The organism is Streptomyces sp. PH9007, from assembly GCF_059813725.1.
On the sequence record NZ_CM187440.1, the window covers coordinates 529,294 to 548,626 of the forward strand.

The following is a 19,333-nucleotide window of genomic DNA, read 5'->3' on the forward strand; positions in this document are numbered from 1 at the left end:
CCGGAGCACCGCCGCGATCACCGCGGGGCGCAGCCTGACCGGTGACCTGCCGATCCGGAGATCGGTCAGGTGGGAGTTCGGAGCCTCCACTTGCGGGCCGGGCACACAGGTGTCCGGCCGGTCACTGTCCATGGTACACAACCCGGGACCGGGGGCATCCCGGGGGCGGCGGCCCGGACGGCGCCGCCTACGCTGGTGGGCATGAGCGACGCCGTCCAGACCCCCGCCTCCGCCGACCCCTCCCCCGAGCTGGAGGGCGCCACCCGCGACATCGCCGATGTCCCGGCGGTCGAGGTGATCACCACCGTGGCCGTCCACCTGATGAGTTCCGCGGCCGTCAACCTGGGCCTGGCCGAGGGCGGCGAGGACCACAAGGACCTGGACGAGGCGCGCAAGCTGATCACCGCGCTGGCCGGCCTGGTGACCGCCGGTGCCACCGAGATCGGCTCCTACCACGCGGGGCCGCTGCGGGACGGGCTGAAGTCGCTCCAGCTGGCCTTCCGCGAGGCCTCCAGTGTGCCGGACGAGCCGGGCCAGGGGCCGGGCGAGAAGTACACCGGGCCGGTCTTCGGCTAGGGCTTGTCTGACGGATCCCGCCTGGCCCGCGCCCCCTGGCACGGCACCTCGCTGCGTTGCGAAGACGCCCGAGTAGCCCACTACGAGGGCGCCCCCGCGCCTTGCGATCCACCGCACCAGACGACGCGGGCCTGACCGGCGCTATCCGTCAGACAAGCCCTAGGAGCCGCCGGAGTCCCGGCCACTGTCGTCGCCCGCTGCGGAGCCCCGGCCCTGGTCGCCCTCTCCCTTCGCCCGCGCGGTGCGCGAGCCGGAGAGGGCGGCGAGCCCCGGGAACAGCCGCTCGCCGTGCGGGTGGATGAGATACCGCACCAGAACGGCCAGCAGCGCGCCCACGATCGGCGCCACGAAGAACAGCCACATCTGCGCCCAGGGCTGGCCGCCCGCGAAGATCGCCGGGGCGAAGCTGCGCGCCGGGTTGACCGAGGTGCCGGTGAGCGGGATGCCGACCAGGTGCACGGCCGCCAGCGTCAGCCCCACCGGAACGGCGGCCAGCGGCGACAGGGCGATCCGGTGGGTCACCGAGAGGTAGACGAAGACCACCAGGAACGTGAGGATCACCTCGGCCACCAGCGCGCCGAAGGTGGACACACCGACCGCCGAGCGGTAGCCGTAGCCGTTGGTGCCGAACGCCTGGCTGGTGCGCAGCCCCGGCACCTGCCGCGCCACCAGGAACAGCAGCGCCGCGCCCGCGATCGCCCCGATGAACTGGGCGAGCCAGTAGACGGCGGTCCTTCTGAGGGTCATCCGGCCCGACAGGAACATCGCGAGCGAGACCACCGGGTTCAGATGGCTGCCGGACACCGGCCCGATGATGAACGCCAGCAGCACCAGCGTGAAGCCGAAGGCCAGCGCGATGCCGAAGGAGCCGATGAACTCGCCGGCCAGCACCGCCGAGCCCACGCCGAAAAAGACCAGGATCAGGGTCCCTATCAGCTCCGCCGAGAACAGCTGTGCCTCGTCCTCCGTCCCGGCCTGCTCGGATTCGGTCTCCACGGTCTCCGCGGACATGGCGCCTCCAGTGCCTGGGTGAATCTTTGTGCGAGTCTGAACGAGGGGCCGGGCGCGTCGCACATCGATTGCGCCGTCCGGGTGTCAGCGGCGCAGCAGGGGTTCCCCGGGCAGCGCGGTACCGGCCGGCAGGACCGCCAGCTGGAGCCCGCGCACCAGGTGGGCACGGAGCATCTGGTCGGCGGCGAGCGCGCGGGCGACACGTCCCACCACCTGGGCCGGGTCGGCCGCCTCGTCGAGCAGCAGGGCCAGGGTGCCGTCGTTGTCGGCGGTGGCGTTCGCTGCGGGCACCAACTGCGCGGATCGTACGGCCGGTTCCGCGGTGAGTACGACGCGCACCGCCTCGCGTACGGCGGGGGTACGGGCCACCTCGCCGCCTCCGGCCGCCAGCGCGCGCAGCGCGGGTCCGGCCAGTTCGTACACCACGGGGCCACCCAGATCGAGCACCAGCGTGCCGGCCCCCTCCTGGACCGCGGCGCTCAGCGCCTGCGGCACGGTGACCGCCACCGGGCGGGCGTCGGGGCGCCATCGGGTGAGGGCCTGGGTGGAGGTGAAGACGGGGAGGGCGCGGCGGCCGTCGGGCACGGTGAGGGTGAGCACGGCCATGTCGCTGCTCTTCTCGCGGCGCAGCCCGTCGGGGCCCGTCTCGGCCTCGCCGAGGACGGCCACCACCGGCACCAGCAGCCGGGCGCCGGCCAGGACCTCCAGCAGCCGGGGTTCGGTGGTCCGGTCACGCGCCCAGTCGGCCAGGGCCCGGCCCAGCTCGGGGTCCTGAGCACCGTCGTCGCCGGAGAACGCCGGTTGCGGAATGTTCTTGAGCGCCACCCGCCGAGGGTATCGGGGGCGGGCGTACGGCCGGATGGGCGGGGGCCGTACGGGGGGTGTCCCGGCGGGCGGTGCGCGCCGGTTCCGGGGCTTTTGTCATCGCCTGTTACCGCGATTTCTCCAGGAGACGGGTGACTCGGGCAGGTGTGCGGGTTAACGTGCCCAGCATGGACGAACCGATATCCCCGAGCCGGCCCCTGCCGGGCCGCGTCCGGCGGTGGGCGGTTCCGGCGGTCGCGGCGACCGCCGTACTGGCGATGGGGGTGGCCGGTGACGTGCCCCGCGGAGGGGGACCCGAGGTGAGTACGCAGCCCGCGGCGGTGGAACCGGCGCCCGGCAGTGACAACGGCGGCGGGCTCGGGACGGGGGACGGCGGCGCGGCCGACCTCCAGGCGCTCGGCCGGCTGCCGGCGACCCCCGCCGACGCGGCCCTGGCCCGTTCACTGGAGCCGCTCCTCGCCCAGCAGCCGCAGCTGCGGATATCGGTGTGCGTCCTCGGCCTGCACAGCGGCGCGAGCGCGGCGTACGGGACCGGGACGTTCGACACCGCCAGCATCGTGAAGGTGGATGTGCTGGCGGCGCTGCTGCTCCAGACCCAGGACGCGGGGCGCTCGCTCACCGAGCGGGAGCGGACGCTGGCGGCGGCGATGATCCAGCAGAGCGACAACGACGCCACGGATGTGCTGTGGCGGGTGATCGGCCGCCAGGCGGGCCTGGACGCCGCCAACGCGCGGCTCGGACTCACCGCGACCACCGGTGGCGCCGACAACCACTGGGGGCTGACCCAGACCACCGGCGCGGATCAGCTGACGCTGCTGCGGCAGGTCTTCAGCCCGGGCCCGGACCCCGTGCTGAACGCGGCCTCCCGCGGCTATCTGCGGGAGCTGATGGGCTCGGTGGTGCCCGACCAGCAGTGGGGCATATCGGCGGCGGACACCACCGGGGCGGGGGCCACCGAGCTGAAGAACGGCTGGCTGCCGCGCAGCTCGACGGGGCTGTGGGACGTCAACAGCATCGGCCGGGTGACGGTGGGCGGGCAGTCCTATCTGATCGCGGTGGTCTCGGACGGCCACGCCGACCACGAGAGCGGGATCGCGGCCGTGGAGAGCGCGGCCCGCGACGCGGTGAGCGCGCTCAGCGCCGGCCCGGGCGGCCAGGGCGCCTGATCTCCCGGAACTGCCACCAGGACACCCCCAGCAGGGCGACCCCGAGCACCCCGGAGGCGGGCGCCAGCCAGCTCGTGCCGCCGCTTCCGCTCTCCTCGGGACGCGGCCCCGGCCCGAAGTAGGCGTCGGCGTACGCCTCGGCGGCCGGGGAGGGGCTGTCCGGCGGCAGTTCCGCGGCGGCCGCGATGGCTGCCGCGGGATCGACGAGGCCGGCCCCCAACGCGTCGCTGCGGCCCCCGTCGGGCGGGTCCTGGGCGGTGCCGGTGAGCAGCGTACGGACCTGGGAGGGGGTCAGATCGGGCCGTGCCGCCAGCAGCAGGGCGGCGGAGCCGGAGACGAAGGCGGCGGCGGCCGAGGTGCCCCAGCCCGCGTAGTAGAGGCCGTCGGGGTCGGCGACGATGACGTCCTTGCCGGGGGCGCTGAGGGTGGCGTACCAGCGGCGGGTGGAGAACTCGGCGCGGCTGCCGGTGCGGTCCACGGCGGCCACGGCGATCACGCCCGGGTAGCCGGCGGGGTAGGAGACCGGGTCGCCCTTCTCGCCGCCGTTGCCGGCCGAGGCGACGACGACGGCGCCCATGCTGAGCGCGTAGCGCACCGCCGCGTCCTCCTCCGGGTCGGGGTGCGCGGATTCGCTGTCGTCGCCGAGCGAGAGATTGATGACGTCGGCGCCCTGGTCGGCGGCCCACCTGATGCCCTCGGCCAGTGCGCCGCGCCGCGCGTCGCGGGCGGCGTCGCGCTCCGGGTCGTCGTCCTCCAGCAGCACCCGCACCGGCAGGATCTCGGCCTCGGGAGCGACGCCGATGACGCCGCTGTCCCGCCCGGGGCCGTGACCGCGGCCGGCGATGATCCCGGCCATGGCGGTGCCGTGGGAGGCCCAGGTCTCGTCCCCCGGCTCGGCGCCCATGCCGATGAGGTCCTTGCCCTCGCGCACGGCTCCGGCGAGATCGGGGTGGCCGGCGTCCACACCGGTGTCCAGGACCGCGACGGTGATGCCGGCCCCGCGGGTGGTCTCCCAGGCGCTCGACACATTGATGGCGTCCAGAGCCCACCGCTGCTGATCCCGTATCGAGTCGGCGACGGCCCCGGGCGTGCCGGCGGCGAGCAGCGCGCAGAGCAGCAGGACGACGGTGAGGGGGCGGCGGGTCATCCGTGGTCCTCGGTGAGTCGGGCGGCTGCCTGGCGGATGCTCCGCTCGACCTGGTCGGCGAGGCCCATGGCCTCGTGCCCGAGGCCGGCCAGCGCGACGGCGGTGTCCTGGCCCTCCGCGACGGCCTCGGCGGCGGGCTGCGGGCTGTCGACCACCCGGGCGTCGGCGAAACCGCTGACGGAGTACACGATGACGGGCGCGTCGGTCAGGACACGCACGGTCCAGGTGGCGCGCTGTTCCGCGCCGAAGCCCTCGGCTGCGGTGCCGGGGGCGGCGAGGGTGAGGGGCAGCGGGGCGCCCTCCCCGGTGCCGAAGGAGGCGCGCAGGGCTTCCATGGCCTCCGCGTCGGCCTCGGTGAACACCATACCGACGGTGGTCACACTGCTCACGGTGTCGTCCACGTAGCTGGCGCGCACGGCCCGCTCACAGCCGGCCGTGGGCAGCAGGGCCTCGGCGAGGGCGGGGCCGATGGCGGTGACGCAGTCGTCGTCGGGGGCGACCGCGACCCGCAGCCAGCGGCGCTCGGCCCCGCCGGGGCCGGCCCCCTCGCTGGTCAGCTCCGGCGGGAACAGCTCGTCGACGGGAAGGTCCCGCCACAGCGAGCGGCTGTCGTCGAAGGCCGCCCGGGCGGCGGAGGCGGCGCTGTCCCCGGTGAGCCAGGCTCCGGCGGCGGCGCCGCCGAGCAGCCCCGTGCCCAGCACGAGCGCGGTCACCACGGCGGCCACCCGCAAGGGGTGCGGACGGGAGGCGACCACGCGCAGCAGCAGGGTCGGGTGCGAGTCCTCCTCGGGCACGGCCGGCTCGCCGGCGGGCCGGGGCGGCGCCGTGCCCGCGCCGGGGACGGGCGGGAAGCCGGCGGAGGTACCGGGCCCCGCTCCGGTCCGGTCCCCGGGCGGGGCGGGACGGGACCCGGCCGGAACGCCGCCGGTTCCCCGCTCACGTGCCGGGCCCGGGGAAGCGGCGGGCGCCGCACGTCCTGCCCCGGTGGGCGGCGTGGAGTCGGCGGGCCCGCGTACCGAGGTCCGGCCGGCGGACGACGCCGGGCCGGGGACGGGCGGAACGGGGGGCCGCCGGGACGGCGCGAAGCCGCCCGCGGAGGAGGTCGAACGGCCGGTCGTGGCGGGGCCGCCCGGGGCGGGCGCACGGGGCACCGGCGGGACGGAGGGGCGGCGGCCGGGAGCGGACGCGCCCGAGGGGGAAGGGCCGGCGGACGTGCCCGGGGCACCGGACGGCGCACGACCGGGCACCGGCGGCACGGACGGCCGCCGAGGCGGCACGCCACCGGCCGCAGCGCCGCCCGAGGGCGACCGGTCCTGCACGGGCGGGCCCGGGGGACGACCGGCCGACACGGAACCACGCGCGGCGGAGGCACCCGGCACGGGCGGCACGGTGGGACGGTGCCCCGGAGCAGAACCGCCCGCAGCCGAGGGACCAGCGGAGGCACCCGCAGACGCACCCGACGGCGACCGACCGGACGACCGCGCCGCGGAACGCCCGGCCGACGCCGAACCTGCGGACGCACCCGGCACGGGCGGGACCGTGGAACGGCGGCCCGCAGCGGAACCAACCGAGCCGGAGGAACCCGCAGGGGCACCCGACGGTGACCCTGGCGACGGGACCGCAGAGCGGTCGGCGGACGCCGCTCGTCCCGCCCCGGTGGGCGGCGTGGAGGCGGCGGGCTCGCGCTCCGAGGTCCCGGCACCGGACGACGCCGGGCCGGGGACGGGCGGAACCGTGGGGCGGTGTCCCGGAGCGGGACCGGCCGGACGGGCAGGGTTGACGGACGTGCCGGACGGCGCGCCGTCGGGCGAGTGGGGAGCGGACGCCCGCCGGGGCGACGCCGAGCCGCCCGCCGCGTCTGCCGGACCGGCGGGCGCTGTCGTCGCGCCGCCCGACCCGGCACCAGCGCCCGCAGCGCGGGGCGCGCCCGCGGATGGGGCAACCGCAGACGGCTCCGCCCTGCCCGTCGCCGCCGGGCCGACGGACGATCTGATGCCCGGGCCACCCCGCGCCGGCCCCCCGGACGGGGCCGAGCCGGTGGACGGCCGGCGCTCCGGCGCTGCGGCGGAGTTCGGCCCACCGGGGTGCGGTGACCCGGCGTCCGGCCGCCCGGACGCCCCGCCCCCGGCCGGGCCGGCCGGCGCGCCGGTGCCGCCCGGCCTGACGTCCGGCGGCCCAGGCCTGCGCATCGCTCCTCCGGCCGGCGCCGGTGCCGGCTTCGCCGGTGCGGCGCCGCGCGGCAGGAGCCCCGGCGGGGACGCCGCTCCGGAGACCGGACGCCCGGCGGCGGACGCGGGCCCTCCGGGCCGTACGGGGGCTGTTCCTTCGTGCGGGCCGGCAGCCGGGCGACCCGGCGCAGGCGGGATGTTCTGGGGCGGCGTGGGCGGGCCCGGCCGTTCCGGGGGTACGGGGCGGGCGGCCGCCGTCGGCTGCCGCGTCGTACCGGTTCCGGTGGCCGGGACGGGTATCCGGTGTCCGGTCGGGTCCTGCCCGCCGCTGCCCCCGCCGTCGGCGCCCGCGCCGTCGTCCTCACCGCTGTCGCCCGGGGACGTCGCCGCGGGCGGGTGCGGTGGGCGCGGGGGTGTCAGGGGCATGGCGGGCCGTGGTTGTCCCGGCTGGGTGTCCATCCGTTCCCGCCCCTCCCGCCAGACCTGTCCCGTCGCTGCTCACGACGGTGTTGGTCACTCTACGTGCACCGGTTCATCCAGTGGTACCGGGCGCCGGATGAGGGAGCGTACCAACTGCCGCGCCCCGTCAGGCCGGTGATCCGTCCCCGGCCGGACGCTGGACGCCCGCGGCGATCCGGTCCATGTCGTCAGCCGGCGGGGCGTCCGCTCCCACGTCGAAACCCAGCCGCAGCACCAGCAGTTCACCCGACCCGTCCGGCGCCGGGAAGACCACGGTCTCGGCGTACGCCGAGATGCCCGCGCCGGTGGTCAACAACTCCCGGATCCGGTAGCCGCTCTCGCCCGCGACGGTTGTCCGGGCGGCGAGCACGCGTTCGCGGCCGGTGACCCCCGCGTACGTGGCGTCGCCGAAGGACTCCTCGATGTGGGCCGTGATGTCCGCCTCCGCCACCCGCATCGGGTCCGTACCGGCGGCGGGGTCGGCCGTACCGAGGAAGGCGCCGGCCGTCACGCAGGGGCGGGCGGGGTCGGCGGGGCAGGGGTAGTCGCCCGTGGTGACCAGCAGGCCGCCGCCCCCGGGTTTCTCCTCCCAGCCGGGCAGCACCGGCAGCGCCAGCCCGCCGGGGCCCGGCCCGCTCAGCGGCAGGGGCGAGGAGGAGGACGGCGCGGAGTCGTCCGGCTCGTCCCGGTCATCCGCCTCGCCCTCCGGGCCCGGACCGGTGACGGACGCGGTCGGACTGGGCCCGGCGCTCCCCCCGTCCCCCCGGTCGCCGAGCACCAGCACCCCGCCGGTCACCAGGGCGACCAGCATCAGCGCGCTGCCCACCGCCATGAACAGCACGGGCCGCCGCCCCTGTTGCCGCTCCCCCGCCGGGGTGCGCCGCGGCTCCGGGCGCCGCCCGCCGTCCGCCGGATCCGGGGCGGTGGGCCCCGCATCCGCCGGGGCGCGGGTGCGGCCGGTCCAGGCGGCGCCGTCCCACCAGCGCTCGGGCGCCGGTCCGTTGCCGGCGTGCCCCGGGTCGGGGTACCAGCCGGGAGAAGAGTTCGCACTCACGCCCGGAAACCTCTCACAGCATGCCGTCTCCCACCACCGCCGCCGTCCTACAGCGGGGTGACGTACGCACCCGCGATGCCGCCGTCCACCAGGAATTCGGCGGCGTTGACGAACGACGCGTCGTCGCTGGCGAGAAAGGCCACCGCCGCCGCGATCTCCTCGGCCTCCGCGAACCGGCCCACCGGGATGTGCACCAGCCGCCGCGCCGCCCGCTCCGGGTCCTTGGCGAACAGTTCCTTCAGCAGCGGGGTGTTGACCGGCCCCGGGCACAGCGCGTTGACGCGGATACCCTCCCGGGCGAACTGGACGCCCAGTTCCCTGGACATGGCCAGCACGCCGCCCTTGGAGGCGGTGTAGCTGATCTGCGAGGTCGCGGCGCCCATCACCGCCACGAACGAGGCGGTGTTGATGATGGAGCCCTTGCCCTGCCGCCGCATGTACGGGAGCGCGGCCTTGCAGCACAGGTACACGGAGGTGAGGTTGACGTCCTGCACCCGGCGCCACGCGTCCAGTTCGGTGGTGAGGATCGAGTCGTCGTCGGGCGGTGAGATGCCGGCGTTGTTGAAGGCGATGTCCACGGAGCCGTACGTCGCGTCGGCCGTCCGGAAAAGCGCCTCGACCTGGTCGGGATCCGTCACATCGGTGGCCACGTACAGTCCGCCGGTCTCCCGCGCGGCGGCCTCGCCCCGGGCGGCGTCCACGTCGGCGCACACCACGTGGGCGCCCTCGGAGGCGAGGCGGCGCGCGGTGGCCAGGCCGATGCCGGAGCCCGCTCCGGTGACGACGGCGGTGCGGCCGACCAGGCGGCGGCACACGGCGGTCTCGTCGGACATGGTCAGTTCTCCTCCGTGCTGATGAAGACGTTCTTGGTCTCGGTGAAGGCCGCCAGCGCGTCGGGGCCCAGCTCGCGCCCCAGACCCGACTGCTTGTAGCCGCCGAAGGGGGTGGAGTACCGGACGCTGCTGTGGGAGTTGACGGACAGGTTGCCGGCCGCGACGGCGCGGGCCATCCGGATGGCGCGCCCCGTGTCGCGGGTCCACAGCGATCCCGAGAGCCCGTACGGCGTCGCGTTGGCCAGCCGTACCGCCTCCGCCTCGTCCTCGAAGGGGGTGATGACGGCGACCGGGCCGAAGACCTCCTCGGTGGCGGCGCGTTCGTCCGCGGTGCGGGATTCCAGGACGGTGGCGGGGTACCAGTAGCCCTTGCCGTCGGGGACGGTGCCGCGGATGGCGGCGGGGGCGGACTCGGGCACGTAGGACCGTACGCGTTCGCGCTGGGCTGCCGAGATCAGCGGGCCCATCGCGGTGTCGGGGTCGGCCGGGTCGCCCACGGTGACGGCGCGCACCGCGGGCTCCAGCAGTTCCAGGAACCGGTCGTACACCTGGCGCTGCACCAGGATGCGGCTGCGGGCGCAGCAGTCCTGCCCCGTGTTGTCGAGGAAGGAGCCGGGGGCGGCGGCCGCGGCGCGTTCCAGGTCGGCGTCGGCGAAGACGATGTTGGGGCTCTTGCCGCCGAGTTCGAGGGTGACGGGCTTCACCTGGGCCGCGCAGCGGGCCATGATCTGTTTGCCGACGGCCGTCGACCCGGTGAAGACGATCTTGGCGACGCCGGGGTGGTCCACCAGGGCGCCGCCGGTGGTGGGGCCGTCCCCGGGCAGGACCTGGAAGAGGTCCTCGGGCAGCCCGGCCTCGGTGGCGAGACCGGCCAGCCGCAGGGCGGTGAGCGGGGTGGTCTCGGCCGGCTTGAGCAGGACGGCGTTGCCGGCGGCGAGTGCGGGCGCGGCGCCCCATCCGGCGACGGGCAGCGGGAAGTTCCACGGGGCGATGACGCCGACGACGCCGAGCGGTTCGTGGAAGGTGAGGTCGATGCCGCCGGCCACCGGGATCTGCCGGCCAAAGAGCCGTTCCACTCCCCCGGCGGCGTACTCCAGGACGTCGCGGACGTTGCCCGCCTCCCAGCGGGCGTTGTTGACGGGGTGGCCGGCCTCGCGGACCTCGATGTCGGCCAGTTCCCCGACGGCGCCGTCCACGGCGTCGGCGAAGCGGCGCAGCAGCCGGGCGCGGTCGGCGGGGGCGAGCGCGGCCCAGCGCTGCTGGGCCCGCGCGGCGCGGGCGACGGCGGCGTCCACCGCGCGCGGCCCGGTGGCGGGGACCGTGGCGATGGTTTCCTCGGTCGCCGGGTTGATCACCTCGTGCTCGTCCTGCACGTGCGGTGTGCTCCCTTCCCTCACAGGCGTTCGAAGGAGCGGAACCGCTCCCAGTCGGTGACGGCCGTGTCGTAGGCGTTCTGTTCGACGCGGGCCATGTGCAGGTAGTGCTCGACGACGTCGTCGCCGAAGGCGTGCCGGGCGAGCGCGCTGTTCTCCCACAGGTCGGCGGCCTCGCGCAGGGTGGCGGGCACGGTCTCGGCGCCGGCGGTGTAGGCGTTGCCGGTGCAGGCGTCGGGGAGTTCCAGCTCGTGCTCCACCCCGTACAGGCCGGCGGCGATCATGCCGGCGACGGCCAGGTAGGGGTTGACGTCGCCGCCGGGCAGCCGGTTCTCCAGCCGGTGGGAGGGGCCGTGGCCGATGACGCGCAGCGCGCAGGTGCGGTTGTCGGGGCCCCAGGCGACGGCGGTGGGGGCGAAGGAGCCGGGCCGGAACCGTTTGTAGGAGTTGATGTTCGGCGCGTACAGCAGGGTGAGTTCGCGCAGGGCGGCGAGCTGTCCGGCCAGGAAGTGCCGCATGGTGGCGGACATGCCGTACGGGCCGTCCGGGTCGGCGAGGACCGGCCGCCCCTCGCCGTCGCGCAGCGAGAAGTGGATGTGGCAGGAGTTGCCCTCGCGTTCGTCGTACTTGGCCATGAAGGTGAGCGCGCTGCCCTGCTGGGCGGCGATCTCCTTGGCGCCGGTCTTGTAGACGGTGTGCTGATCGCAGGTGGTGAGGGCGTCGGCGTAGCGGAAGGCGATCTCGTGCTGGCCGAGGTTGCACTCGCCCTTGGCGGATTCGACGGTGAGGCCGGCGGCGCCCATCTCGTTGCGGATGCGGCGCAGCAGGGGTTCGACGCGGCCGGTGCCGAGGACCGAGTAGTCGACGTTGTACTGGTTGGCGGGGGTGAGGCCGCGGTAGCCGGCCTCCCAGGCCTGTTCGTAGGTGTTGTTGAAGACCATGAACTCCAGCTCGGTGCCGGCGTATCCGTGCCAGTCCCGCTCGGCGAGCCGGTCCAGTTGGCGGCGCAGTATCTGCCGGGGCGAGGCGGTGACGGGGCTGCCGTCGTGCCAGGCGAGGTCGGCGATCATCAGGGCGCTGCCGGGGTGCCAGGGCAGCCGGCGCAACGTGGCGTGGTCGCCGTGCAGGGCGAAGTCGCCGTAGCCGCGTTCCCAGGAGGACATGGCGTAGCCGTCGACGGTGTTCATGTCGGTGTCCACGGCCAGCAGGTAGTTGCAGCCCTCGGTACCGTGGTGGAGCACTTCGTCGAGGAAGAACCGGGCGGCGAACCGCTTGCCCTGGAGTCTGCCCTGCATGTCGGTGAAGGCGAGGACCACGGTGTCGAGCTCTCCGAGGTCGACCAGGCCGCGCAGTTCCTCGAGCGTCAGCGGGGGTGGGGGTGCTGCCACGGGACGGCCTCCTGTCGCTACAGCCGGAGGCCATAAGGTAGCCGCGCAGACCATTGATTGGGAAGTAGGTCGATGGACGACTTCAGCAGCGCGGCCGGGTCCGCGGCGCCCGGCGACCTGCCGCCGGGCGCACTGCGCCCCGTACGGGCCGGCAACGGCTTCGAGGAGGCGCTCGAACAGATACTGCGGGTGCTGCGGCTGGGCCTGGTGCCGCGCGGCGGCCGGCTGCCGGCCGAACGTGAGCTGGCCGAGCGGCTCGGCGTCAGCCGGGTCACGCTGCGCGAGGTGCTGAAGGTCCTTCAGGACGAGGGCCTGGTGGAGAGCCGGCGCGGCCGGTACGGCGGGACCTTCGTACGGGAGCGGCCCGAGCCCGCCAGGGACGCCGCGCGCGGCGAACTGCGCCGCCGGCTGGCCGGGGTGGATGTCGAGGACGTGCTGCGGCTGCGCGAGGTCCTGGAGTCGGGGGCCGCCGGGCTGTGCGCGGCCGATGCGCCCGACGCGGCCCGCACCGGGCGGCTGCGCGCCGCGCTGACCGCCACCCAGGAGGCGCCGCTCGCCGACTACCGGCGCGCCGACACCGCGCTCCACCTGGCGCTGGCCGAACTCTCCGGCTCACCGACGCTCGCCGTCCAGTACGCGGCGGTACGGGCCGAACTCAACGCGCTGCTGGACTGCATCCCGCTGCTGGTGCGCAATCTGGCGCACTCCCAGGAGCAGCACGCCGCGCTGGTGGCGGCGGTGCTGGCGGGGGACGCGGACGCGGCCCGGGAGATCGCCCGCGAGCACTGCGCGGGCACCGCCGCGCTGCTGCGCGGCTTTCTCACCTGACCCGCGGACCGCCACCGGCAACCGGCCGTCACCACTGCCACCGCTGCCACCGGCGTCACCGCCGCCGCGCTTGTTTACCGCTGTTTTACGCACGGGGCTTGCGCCGCTCACCCCCCGGGGGCAAAGGTATGCCGCCATACCATTGTGTGCGAGGCAGGAGCGGCCCCATGTCGGACGAAGCCCAGGCACCCCCCACCGCACCGCCGGCCGCGCCACCCGGCTCCGGGACGGGCGAGGCATATCTGCGCAAGCGCGCCCTGCGCGGCGGCAGCGCGGGCCCGCTGCTGCTGACCGGTCTCGGCGTGGCGTACGTCGTCTCCGGCGACTACGCGGGCTGGAACTTCGGCCTCGCCGAGGGCGGCTTCGGCGGCCTGGCCATCGCCGCGCTGCTGATGGGCCTGATGTACGGCTGTCTGGTCTTCGCCACCGCCGAGCTGGCCGCCATCCTGCCGACCGCGGGCGGCGGTTACGGGTTCGCCCGCCGGGCGCTGGGCCCCTGGGGCGGTTTTCTGACCGGCACCGCGATCCTCATCGAGTTCGTGCTGGCCCCGGCCGCCATCTCCATCTTCATCGGCGACTACGTCGAATCCCTGAATCTCTTCGGCCTCACCTCCTCCTGGCCCGTCTACCTGGGCTGCTTCGTCGTGTTCATCGGCATCCACCTGTGGGGCGTGGGCGAGGCGCTGCGGTTCTCCCTGGTGGTCACCGCCGTCGCGGTCGCCGCCCTGCTGATCTTCGTCCTGGGCGCGCTCAGCGACTTCCAGGTGGGCTCCCTCAACGACATCCCCGTCGACCCTGACGCCTTCGGCGCCAACTCCTGGCTGCCGTTCGGACTGCTCGGGATCTGGGCGGCCTTCCCGTTCGGCATGTGGTTCTTCCTGGGCGTGGAGGGGGTGCCGCTGGCCGCCGAGGAGGCCCGCGACCCGGCCCGTACGCTGCCGCGCGCCATGGCCTGGGCGATCGGCATCCTCGCGGTGCTCGCCCTGCTCACCTTCCTGGCCGCCGCCGGGGCCGGCGGCTCGGCCGCCCTGACGGACGCCGGCAACCCGCTGGTGACGGCCGCTCAGGACAACGGCGAGCCGACGGCCCTGAGCCGGTTCATCAACTACGCGGGGCTCGCCGGCCTGGTGGCGTCCTTCTTCTCCCTGGTGTACGCGGGCTCCCGGCAGCTCTTCGCCCTCTCCCGGGCCGGTTACCTGCCCCGCTTCCTGTCCCTGACCAGCCGCCGCAAGGCCCCGTACCTGGGGCTGCTGATACCCGGCGCGATCGGCTTCGCGCTGGCCGCCGCCACCGGCAACGGCGACACGATGCTGAACGTCGCGGTCTTCGGCGCGGCCCTCTCGTACGCGCTGATGAGCCTGTCGCACATCGTGCTGCGCCGCCGGGAGCCGGAACTCCCCCGCCCCTACCGCACCCCGGGCGGCACGCTCACCTCCGGCACCGCGTTCGTCCTGGCGCTGGCCGCGCTGGTGGCCACCTTCCTGGTGGACCGGGACGCGGCGCTGATCGCGCTGGGCGTGTACGGAGTGGCGATCGGCTACTTCGCCTTCTACTCTCGGCACCGGCTGGTCGCGGCGGCCCCGGAGGAGGAGTTCGCGGCCCTCGCCGCGGCCGAGGCGGAACTGCGCCGCGACCCCGACCGCGACTGACCCCTTCTACCTCTACGGCACGGAGCACCCCTTGAGCACACCCCCGCTGATCGGCATCAGCAGCTATCTGGAGGCCGACACCCGCTACCGGGAGTGGGGGCAGCCCGCGGCGCTGGCCCCGGCCGGCTACCACCAGCAGGTGCAACGGTCCGGCGGGCTGGCCGTCCTGCTGCCCCCCGACCCCGCGCCGGGGGCGGCAGCGGCGGCGGTGGCCCGGCTGGACGGCCTGGTGATCTCCGGCGGCCCCGATGTGGCCCCGGAGCGGTACGGGGCGGCGCGCGATCCGCGCACCGGTCCGCCGGCCACCGAACGGGACGCGTGGGAGCTGGCCCTGATCGGGGCGGCCGGCGCCCGCCGGGTGCCGCTGCTCGGCATCTGCCGGGGCATGCAGTTGCTGAACGTCGCCAGGGGCGGCACCCTGCTCCAGCATCTGGACGAGCACGGCGGCCCGGTGCCCGGCACGTTCGGCGAACACAAGGTCACCCCCGTCCCCGGCACCCTGCTGGCCGGGATCCTCCCCGGGCCCGTCGCCGTGCCCACGTACCACCACCAGGCGGTCCAGCGGCTCGGCTCCGGGCTGATCGCGGGCGCCCACGCCGCCGACGGCACCGTGGAGGCCGTCGAGGACCCCGCCGCGCCCGCCTTCACGCTGGCCGTGCAGTGGCACCCGGAGGCGGCCGACGACACCCGGCTGATGACCGCGCTGGTCCGCGCGGCCACCGGCTGACCCCGTACCCGACCGGCGGGTGGCGGTCCGCCCTGTCAGTGCCATCGGGGATGATCCGAGCATGACCCGCTCTCTCATGCTGCTGGACACCGCCTCGCTCTACTTCCGCGCCTACTACGGGGTGCCCGACTCCGTCCGGGCCCCCGACGGGACACCGGTCAACGCGGTGCGCGGGCTGCTGGACTTCATCGGCCGGCTGGTCCGCGACCACCGGCCGAACTCCCTGGTGGCCTGCATGGACGCCGACTGGCGGCCGCACTGGCGGGTGGAGCTGATCCCCAGCTACAAGGCGCACCGGGTCGCCGAGACCACCCCGGGCGGCGACCCGGACGTGGAGGAGGTGCCGGACACCCTCACCCCCCAGGTTCCCGTCATCGAGCAGGTTCTGGACGCCATCGGCATCACCCGGCTCGGCGCCCCGGGCTTCGAGGCGGACGACGTCATCGGCACCCTCGCCACCCGGGCCACCGTCCCGGTGGACATCGTCACCGGCGACCGGGACCTCTTCCAGCTCGTCGACGACCGGCGCCCGGTCCGGGTGCTGTACCCGGTCAAGGGCATGGGCGACCTCGCCGCCTTCGACGAGAGCGCGCTGCGTGAGAAGTACGGCGTGGACGGTCCCGGTTACGCCGAGATGGCGGTGCTGCGCGGTGACCCGAGCGACGGGCTGCCCGGGGTGCCCGGCATCGGCGAGAAGACCGCCGCGACCCTCCTGGAGCGCTTCGGCGACCTCACCGGCATCCTCGCCGCGCTGGACAACCCGATGGCCAAGCTCACCCGCTCCCAGCGCGCCAAGCTGGAGGGGGCCCTGCCGTATCTGGCCGTCGCCCCCACGGTGGTACGGGTCGCCACCGACATCCGGCTGCCGGCCCACGACGCGACGCTGCCCCGTACCCCCCGCGACCCCGGCGCCCTCGACGCGCTCGCCGAACGCTGGGGCCTGGGCAGCGCCCTGGACCGGCTCCTCACCACCCTGGCCAACCGGCCGCAGTAGCCGGGCCGGCTCCGGGCCGTCCCTCGCGGATCACTGCGGGCCCGCGCCCTCGGCGAGGGTGCCCCGGGCCCCGGCGCCTCGCCACCGTGCCGGAACACCAGGGGCCACCCCGAGACACCGCGCCGACCCGGGCGAGGCGAACGGGGCGCACCTCCCGGCGCGCAGACGCGGGGCACCGCGTCCCGGTCGCGCCTCCCGGCCCGAGGGCCGCGAAGGCGGGGCCCGATCCACGAAGGTCCGGGAGCGGGCCTACCCGACCGAGCTGTACGCGACGACCCCGCGCAGTATCTTGTCCACCGCCTGGTGGGCGGTCCTGGTCACCGTGCCGCCGGGCGGCGCGGCCTGCGCGATCTGGCCCAGCACATCGATGATCTGCTTGCACCAGCGCACGAAGTCACCGGCCGTCATGTCGGCGTCGCCCAGCACCTCGTCCAGCGCGTGCCCCTGCGCCCAGCGGTAGGCCGGCCAGGCGAAGCCCAGATCCGGCTCCCGCTGGCCGACCCCGGTGGCCTGGTTGATGCGGTGCTGCTCCTCCAGAGCGTCCAGCCGCCCCCAGATCCGCACCATCTCGCCCAGCGCGGCCTTGGCACGCCCGCCCGGCAGCTCCGGCGCGGGCGCGTCGTCGGCCGAGCGGGTCTCGAAGACCAGCGCGGAGACGCAGGCCGCCAGCTCGGCCGGGTCCAGGCCCTCCCACACCCCGTCCCGCAGGCACTCGCTCGCCAGCAGGTCCAGCTCGCCGTACAGCCGGGCCAGCCGCCGCCCGTCGTCGGTGACCTGGTCCCCGTCCAGGTACTCCAGCTCCGACAGCAGCGCGTACACCTGGTCGAAGGTCCTGGCGATGGTGTTGGTGCGGCCCTCGATGCGCCGCTCCAGCTGGCGGTTGTCCCGCTTGAGCCGGTGATAGCGCTCCGCCCAGCGGGCGTGGTCCTCGCGCTCGTCGCAGCCGTGGCACGGATGCGCCCGGATCGCCTGCCGCAGCCGCGCCAGCTGCGCGTCGTCGGCCGCTGCCGCCCGCTGCTTGCGGCTGCGCCCCGGCTCGTGGTGGCCCGCCTTCGTGCGCAACGCCGACGCCAGATCGCGCCGAGACTGCGGGCTGCGGGCGTTGAAGGACTTCGGGATCCGCATCCGGTCCAGCGGCTCCACCGGCACCGGGAAGTCGATCGAGGCCAGCCGCTTGACCTGGCGCTGCACGGTCAGCACCAGGGGCCGCGGCCCCTCGTACGCGTCCATGCCCCGGTGCCGGGACGGGCCCCGCCCGCTGCCGGGCACCCCGGGGTCGAGCACCAGCGCCAGACCGGCGAACTTGCCGGTCGGCACGTGGATGATGTCGCCCGGCCGCAGCTTCTCCAGGGCCGCGGCGGCTGCCGCCCGCCGCTGCGTCACACCCTCGCGCGCCAGCTCCGTCTCCCGGTCCTTCAGCTCCCTGCGCAGCCGCGAGTACTCCTCGAAGTCCCCCAGGTGGCAGGTCATCGCCTCTTTGTACCCGGCCAGACCCGTCTCGTTCTTGTGCACCTGCCGCGAGATGCCGACCACCGAACGGTCCGCCTGGAACTGGGCGAACGAGGTCTCCAGCAGCTCCCGCGAACGGTGCCGGCCGAACTGGCCCACCAGGTTGACGGCCATGTTGTACGAGGGCTTGAACGAGGAGCGCAGCGGATACGTCCGCGCCCCGGCAAGCCCCGCCAGCGCGGTCGGGTCCATGCCGCGCTGCCACAGCACCACCGCGTGGCCCTCGACGTCAATCCCGCGCCGCCCGGCCCGGCCGGTCAGCTGGGTGTACTCGCCGGGCGTGATGTCGGCGTGCTGCTCCCCGTTCCACTTGACGAGCTTCTCCAGCACCACCGACCTGGCCGGCATGTTGATGCCCAGCGCCAGCGTCTCGGTGGCGAAGACGGCCTTCACCAGGCCGCGCACGAACAGCTCCTCGACGATCTCCTTGAAGGCCGGCAGCATCCCGGCGTGGTGGGCCGCGATGCCGCGCTCCAGGCCCTCCAGCCACTCGAAGTAGCCCAGGACCCGCAGATCCTCGTCCGGGATGGCGGCGGTGCGCCGCTCCACGATCTCCCGCACCCGCAGCCGCGCCGCCGCGTCGTTCAGCCGCAGCCCGGCGTACAGGCACTGCTGCACAGCGGCCTCGCAGCCGGCCCGGCTGAAGATGAAGGTGATGGCCGGCAGCAGACCCTCGGCGTCGAGCCGGTCGATGACCTCGGCGCGGCTCGGTGTCCACACCCGGTTGCGGGCCCGGCGCTCACGCTCGCGGTCGGCGGCCCGCCGCCGGTCCCGGCCCCCGCCGCGCTCCCGGTTCCAGCTCCTGGCGCTCTCGGTGCGCGCCATCCGCAGCAGATCGGGGTTGACCTCCCGCTTGGCGCCGGACTCTTCGAACAGGTCGTACATCCGCCGACCGGCCAGCACGTGCTGCCACAGCGGGACGGGGCGGTGCTCGGCGACGATCACCCGGGTGTCGCCGCGCACGGTGTCCAGCCAGTCGCCGAACTCCTCCGCGTTGGAGACGGTCGCCGACAGGGAGACCAGGGTCACCGACTCCGGGAGATGGATGATGACCTCCTCCCACACCGCGCCGCGGAAGCGGTCGGAGAGGTAGTGCACCTCGTCCATCACCACGTAGCCGAGGCCGTCCAGCGCCTGGGATCCGGCGTACAGCATGTTCCGCAGCACCTCGGTGGTCATCACGACCACAGGCGCGTCGGCATTCACACTGTTGTCACCCGTCAGCAGGCCCACCCGGTCCGCGCCGTACCGCTTCGCCAGATCGGTGAATTTCTGGTTCGAGAGGGCTTTGATGGGCGTGGTGTAAAAGCATTTACGGCCCTGGGTGAGGGCCAGATGAACGGCGAATTCTCCGACGATCGTCTTCCCCGAGCCGGTCGGCGCGGCGACCAGGACGCCGCTGCCGCCCTCCAGGGCACGGCATGCCTCGATCTGGAAGTCGTCGAGATCGAAGTCGTACATCTGACGGAACGGGGCGAACGCGGTGGCCTGCTCGACGGCGCGCCTGCGGGCGGCGGAGTAGCGCTGCGCGGGGGACATGTCCTCGGTCATTGTGCTGTCGAGCCTACCGGCCACCGCCGACAGCGGGGTGATCTTTATCGTGCCGCTGCCCCCGGCACCGTGTGG

Annotated in this window: 15 protein-coding genes; 6 read left to right on the forward strand and 9 right to left on the reverse strand. The window is 74.9% G+C overall.

The window, feature by feature from the left end; genetic code table 11:
* Window positions 1-201 precede the first annotated feature (201 nt).
* Entirely contained in the window at window positions 202-576 is a 375-nt protein-coding gene (locus tag ACTFAP_RS02230) for a DUF1844 domain-containing protein (RefSeq protein WP_030727351.1), read from the forward strand.
* Between the two features lie 159 nt (window positions 577-735).
* Here the strand turns inward: ACTFAP_RS02230 and ACTFAP_RS02235 are convergent, their stop codons facing one another.
* Both ACTFAP_RS02235 and ACTFAP_RS02240 read right to left on the reverse strand, forming a co-directional pair.
* A complete protein-coding gene (locus tag ACTFAP_RS02235) occupies window positions 736-1,587 on the reverse strand; it encodes an MIP/aquaporin family protein (protein ID WP_500468068.1) in 852 nt (283 codons plus the stop codon).
* A gap of 84 nt (window positions 1,588-1,671) precedes the next feature.
* Window positions 1,672-2,412 (reverse strand): SseB family protein, encoded by a 741-nt coding sequence (locus ACTFAP_RS02240; RefSeq protein WP_500468069.1) that lies wholly within the window; start codon window positions 2,410-2,412, stop codon window positions 1,672-1,674.
* 299 nt (window positions 2,413-2,711) lie between these two features.
* On the opposite strand from ACTFAP_RS02240, the gene ACTFAP_RS02245 reads away from it, so the two are divergent.
* Entirely contained in the window at window positions 2,712-3,578 is an 867-nt protein-coding gene (locus ACTFAP_RS02245) for a serine hydrolase (protein ID WP_500468070.1), read from the forward strand.
* Here the strand turns inward: ACTFAP_RS02245 and mycP are convergent.
* The 6 genes from mycP to ACTFAP_RS02275 all read right to left on the reverse strand — a co-directional run bounded on the left by mycP (window position 3,547) and on the right by ACTFAP_RS02275 (window position 12,000).
* Entirely contained in the window at window positions 3,547-4,725 is a 1,179-nt protein-coding gene (gene mycP / locus ACTFAP_RS02250) for a type VII secretion-associated serine protease mycosin (RefSeq protein WP_500468071.1), read from the reverse strand. The genes ACTFAP_RS02245 and mycP overlap by 32 nt on opposite strands.
* The gene (locus tag ACTFAP_RS02255; RefSeq protein WP_500468072.1) at window positions 4,722-5,519 is read right to left on the reverse strand and encodes a hypothetical protein; all 798 of its coding nucleotides are present in this window, start codon (window positions 5,517-5,519) and stop codon (window positions 4,722-4,724) included. Before ACTFAP_RS02255 ends, mycP begins: the two co-directional genes overlap by 4 nt.
* A gap of 1,960 nt (window positions 5,520-7,479) precedes the next feature.
* Window positions 7,480-8,406 carry a DUF2510 domain-containing protein gene (locus tag ACTFAP_RS02260; RefSeq protein ID WP_495683268.1) on the reverse strand — a complete coding sequence of 309 codons (927 nt, stop codon included), beginning with the start codon at window positions 8,404-8,406 and terminating at the stop codon, window positions 7,480-7,482.
* 47 nt (window positions 8,407-8,453) lie between these two features.
* On the reverse strand, window positions 8,454-9,239 hold the full coding sequence (locus ACTFAP_RS02265) for a 3-oxoacyl-ACP reductase (protein ID WP_390125428.1): 786 nt from the start codon (window positions 9,237-9,239) through the stop codon (window positions 8,454-8,456).
* Between the two features lie 2 nt (window positions 9,240-9,241).
* The gene (locus ACTFAP_RS02270) at window positions 9,242-10,612 is read right to left on the reverse strand and encodes an aldehyde dehydrogenase family protein (protein WP_500468073.1); all 1,371 of its coding nucleotides are present in this window, start codon (window positions 10,610-10,612) and stop codon (window positions 9,242-9,244) included.
* Between the two features lie 20 nt (window positions 10,613-10,632).
* Window positions 10,633-12,000 (reverse strand): glutamine synthetase family protein, encoded by a 1,368-nt coding sequence (locus ACTFAP_RS02275; RefSeq protein ID WP_500468074.1) that lies wholly within the window; start codon window positions 11,998-12,000, stop codon window positions 10,633-10,635.
* A 72-nt stretch (window positions 12,001-12,072) separates the two neighbouring features.
* Here ACTFAP_RS02275 and ACTFAP_RS02280 point away from each other — a divergent pair, with 72 nt between their 5' ends.
* From ACTFAP_RS02280 to ACTFAP_RS02295, 4 genes are all read left to right on the forward strand, one after another.
* Window positions 12,073-12,828 carry a FadR/GntR family transcriptional regulator gene (locus ACTFAP_RS02280; protein WP_500468075.1) on the forward strand — a complete coding sequence of 252 codons (756 nt, stop codon included), beginning with the start codon at window positions 12,073-12,075 and terminating at the stop codon, window positions 12,826-12,828.
* Between the two features lie 167 nt (window positions 12,829-12,995).
* On the forward strand, window positions 12,996-14,477 hold the full coding sequence (gene eat, locus ACTFAP_RS02285; RefSeq protein WP_432747606.1) for an ethanolamine permease: 1,482 nt from the start codon (window positions 12,996-12,998) through the stop codon (window positions 14,475-14,477).
* A gap of 31 nt (window positions 14,478-14,508) precedes the next feature.
* Window positions 14,509-15,204: a gamma-glutamyl-gamma-aminobutyrate hydrolase family protein gene (locus tag ACTFAP_RS02290; protein ID WP_500468076.1), complete on the forward strand. Its 696-nt coding sequence runs from the start codon at window positions 14,509-14,511 to the stop codon at window positions 15,202-15,204.
* Window positions 15,205-15,265: 61 nt separating this feature from the next.
* Complete coding sequence (locus ACTFAP_RS02295; protein ID WP_500468077.1) at window positions 15,266-16,198, forward strand: 5'-3' exonuclease; 933 nt, start codon at window positions 15,266-15,268, stop codon at window positions 16,196-16,198.
* A gap of 249 nt (window positions 16,199-16,447) precedes the next feature.
* Here the strand turns inward: ACTFAP_RS02295 and ACTFAP_RS02300 are convergent, their stop codons facing one another.
* Window positions 16,448-19,258: a DEAD/DEAH box helicase gene (locus ACTFAP_RS02300; RefSeq protein ID WP_495683276.1), complete on the reverse strand. Its 2,811-nt coding sequence runs from the start codon at window positions 19,256-19,258 to the stop codon at window positions 16,448-16,450.
* Window positions 19,259-19,333: the final 75 nt, after the last annotated feature.